The organism is Streptomyces sp. SID5785 (assembly GCF_009870065.1).
GTDB lineage: Bacteria > Actinomycetota > Actinomycetes > Streptomycetales > Streptomycetaceae > Streptomyces.
This window is the reverse complement of sequence record NZ_WWIA01000896.1, coordinates 1-3289: the sequence shown is the minus strand read 5'-3', so window position 1 is coordinate 3289 and position 3289 is coordinate 1. Positions and strand designations below refer to the sequence as shown.

The window sequence follows — 3289 nt, the reverse complement described above, 5'->3', positions numbered from 1 at the left end:
TGTGCTCGTCAACGTCGACCTGCTCGAGGGCTTCGCGGGCAAGGAGATCGTCGTCCGCTACGTCAAGGAGAAGACGGCCGCCGACGGCATCCTCAGCTCGAAGGCGTTCATGGTGCGGGCCGCGCGCGAGCAGGGCCTGTACGCCGTGCACCGCTTCTTCCTCATCGACTCCTTCTCGTACCGCAACCTGGCGCCGCAGGTGCGCATGTCGAAGGCGGACTGCGTCGAGATCCTGCCGGGCTGCATGCCCCGGGTCATCTCCTGGGTGGTCGCCGACATCGACGTGCCGCTCATCGCGGGCGGGCTCGTCTGCGACCGGGAGGACGTGTTCGCGGCGCTGAAGGCCGGTGCGAGCGCGATCGCCTCGTCGAACCGGGACGTCTGGGCCATGTGAGGGCGGGGTTGACACTGCCGTCACCGCCGATTTACTTTGACACCGCAGTGCGCCGGTGAATACACCGTGCGCCGCCGACAATCACATATCGGCTTCCGGAGCGGGGACCCCAGGGTCCTCGGGCCGAAGCAGTTACTAGAGACCAGAGAACAGTAACTCCTCGCGACAGCGGGGGTTGCTGTTCTTTTTTTGTGCCCGAATTCCGTGCCCGAATCCCTGCCACAACGAGGTGGAACGTGACCAGAGCGAGGAAATGGACAGGATTCATCATCCTGTCGATGTCGTGCGGCATCATCTTCCAAGTCGCCTACATTCGTTTCGTCTTTCTCGGCCCCACGGCCGAGGCGCTCCACCTCTCGTCGCAGGACTACGGCAACATCATCTCCGTGTTCGGATTCGTGGCGATGGTGATGTACTTCGTCGGCGGCTGGTTCGCCGACCGGTTCCCGCCGAAACTCCTGGTCGCCGTCGGCCTGTCCGGCACCGGCGTCCTCGATCTCTACCTGGCGCAGGCCCCCGGCTACGGCGGCACCCTCGTCGCCCACGTGCTCATGGCGGTCATGGGCATGGGCCTCTACTGGCCCGCCCTCGTCAAGGCCATCGGGATGCTGGGCGACGCGAGCGAACAGGGGCGCCTCTTCGGATTCCTCGAAGGAATGCGCGGCGTCACCTCGACCCTCGTCGGATTCATCGGCACCGCACTCGTCGCCGTGACCGTCACCCAGGCGGCCGGGGTCGTGTGGCTCATCCGGGTGTACGGAATTCTCGCCTTCGTCTTCGCGGCACTCGTCTGGTTCCTGGTGAGGAACGACGACGAGAAACTCGCGGAACTCGGCTCCAGCACGGTCACGCTCCGGCAGTTGTGGCTGGCCGCGAAGAACAAGTACACCTGGCTCATCGGCCTCACGGTCATGATGATGTACTGCTTCTACACGACGCTCGGCTACTTCTCGCCGCTCCTCGAATACCGCTTCGGCATCGCGGCGGGACTCATCGGTGTCATCGGCGTGGTCCGCACCTATGTGTTCCAGTTCGTCGCCGGGCCCGCCGGCGGTGTCGTCGTCGACAAGGTGACGCGGTCCTCGCCGCGCTTCCTGCGGTGGATGTTCCTCGGCTGTGCCGTGATCGCCGTGGGCTTCCTGGTGCTGCCGCGGTCGAGTGCCTTCGGCGGGATCGCGGTCGCCCTGATGTTCGTGCTCTGTCTCTTCGTGTTCGCGAGCCGCGGCGTGTACTTCGCGACCGTCGGCGAGGTCGGCATCCCCGAGAACGAGCGCGGCGGTGTCATCGGCCTCGTCTCCGGCATCGCCTTCCTGCCGGACGCGTTCCTGCCCTCGCTGTCCGCCTGGTGGATCGGCGACCCCGGCGCCGAGCCCGCGGTGCCCGAGCGGGGCGGCGGCTACACGGCCCTGTTCGTCTTCCTGCTCGCCGCGGCACTGCTCGGCCTGCTCCTCACCACCCTGACCACGCGTGTCCGCCGCCGGGAACTGGCCGCCCGGGACAACGGCCTGCCGCACGAGTCCGCCCCCCTCGCTCCTGCGATCTGAGGAAGAACCATCACCATGGACATCACCGAATTCAACCGGGACTTCTTCTCCCTCGAGGGGAAGAGCGCCGTCGTCACCGGTGGCAACACCGGCCTCGGACAGGCCTTCGCGCTGGCTCTGGCCACGGCGGGCGCCGACGTCCTCGTCCCGTCGATCGCCGACGACGACGGCACGACGCGCAAGCTGATCGAGGCCGAGGGACGTCGCTTCGAGTTCCTCGAGTGCGACCTCACGCGGCCCGGCGTGCCGGCGCAGGTCGTCGACGCGTGCGTGGAACGCCTCGGCTCCCTCGACATCCTCGTCAACTCGGCGGGGATGTCCATCAACCGCCAGGTCGAGGAGTTCGGGCGCGAGCACTGGGACCCGATGGTGAGCCTCAACCTCACCGCCGCGTTCGAGCTCAGCCACGAGGCGATCCGCTACATGATCCCGCAGCGCTCCGGCAAGATCATCAACATCGCGTCGATGTTCTCCTTCCTCGGCGGCCAGTGGTCCCCGGCCTACGCCGCCACCAAGCACGGCATCGCCGGTTTCACCAAGGCCTACTGCGACGAGCTCGCCCAGCACAACATCCAGGTCAACGCGATCGCGCCCGGCTACTTCGCCACGAAGATCACCGAGCAGACGCGGTCCGATCCTGCGGCCAACCAGCGGGTCCTGGACCACATCCCGGCGGGCCGCTGGGGCGAGGTCGCCGATCTGATGGGGACGACGGTCTTCCTCGCCTCCCGCGCCGCGGACTACGTCAACGGGCACGTCCTCCCGGTCGACGGAGGCTATCTGGTCCGCTGAGCCCCGCCCCGACCCCCCCTCCCGTACGCAGCCACCCCCCACACCCAGAACCCGCGAGGTAGATCACCATGGCCCAGTCGCTCTCCAAGCTGTCCCGGGACGACATCGTCGCCCGCCTGGCCGACCTGGTCGAGCCGGACCAGATCGTCACCGACGAGGAGCAGCTGAAGCTCGCGAGCGTCGACCGGTTCAAGAAGTACCAGTCCGTGCACGGCATCTTCGACGGCCCGCTCCCGGCCGCGATCGTCAACGCCCGCTCCACCGAGGACATCGCGAAGGTCCTCGCCTTCGCCGACGAGAACACCGTCAACGTCGTCGCCCGCACCGGCCGCACCGGCACCGAGGGCGGCCTCGAGACCGCCGTCGAGGACACGCTGGTCCTCGACGGCTCGGGACTCGACGAGATCATCCGCATCGACGCCGAGAACATGCAGGTCACCGTCGGCTGCGGGGTGCCGCTCCAGGTGCTCGAGGACACGCTGCGCGCCCAGGGCCTGACCACCGGGCACTCGCCGCAGTCCAAGCCGCTCGCGCAGTACGGCGGCCTCGTCTCGACCCA

At 67.6% G+C, this 3289-nt stretch carries 4 protein-coding genes; all 4 read left to right on the top strand.

The genetic code is table 11. The annotated features are described in order from the left end of the window. On the top strand, window positions 1-394 hold a 394-nt coding region (locus GTW43_RS29305), incomplete at its 5' end, for a glycerol-3-phosphate responsive antiterminator (protein WP_161305012.1). A 278-nt stretch (window positions 395-672) separates the two neighbouring features. Then, entirely contained in the window at window positions 673-1938 is a 1266-nt protein-coding gene (locus GTW43_RS29300; RefSeq protein ID WP_161305011.1) for an MFS transporter, read from the top strand. A gap of 15 nt (window positions 1939-1953) precedes the next feature. Then, complete coding sequence (locus tag GTW43_RS29295; protein ID WP_161305010.1) at window positions 1954-2730, top strand: SDR family NAD(P)-dependent oxidoreductase; 777 nt, start codon at window positions 1954-1956, stop codon at window positions 2728-2730. 68 nt (window positions 2731-2798) lie between these two features. After that, window positions 2799-3289 (top strand): FAD-binding oxidoreductase (locus GTW43_RS29290; protein WP_161305009.1); only part of this gene is annotated, 491 nt, incomplete at its 3' end.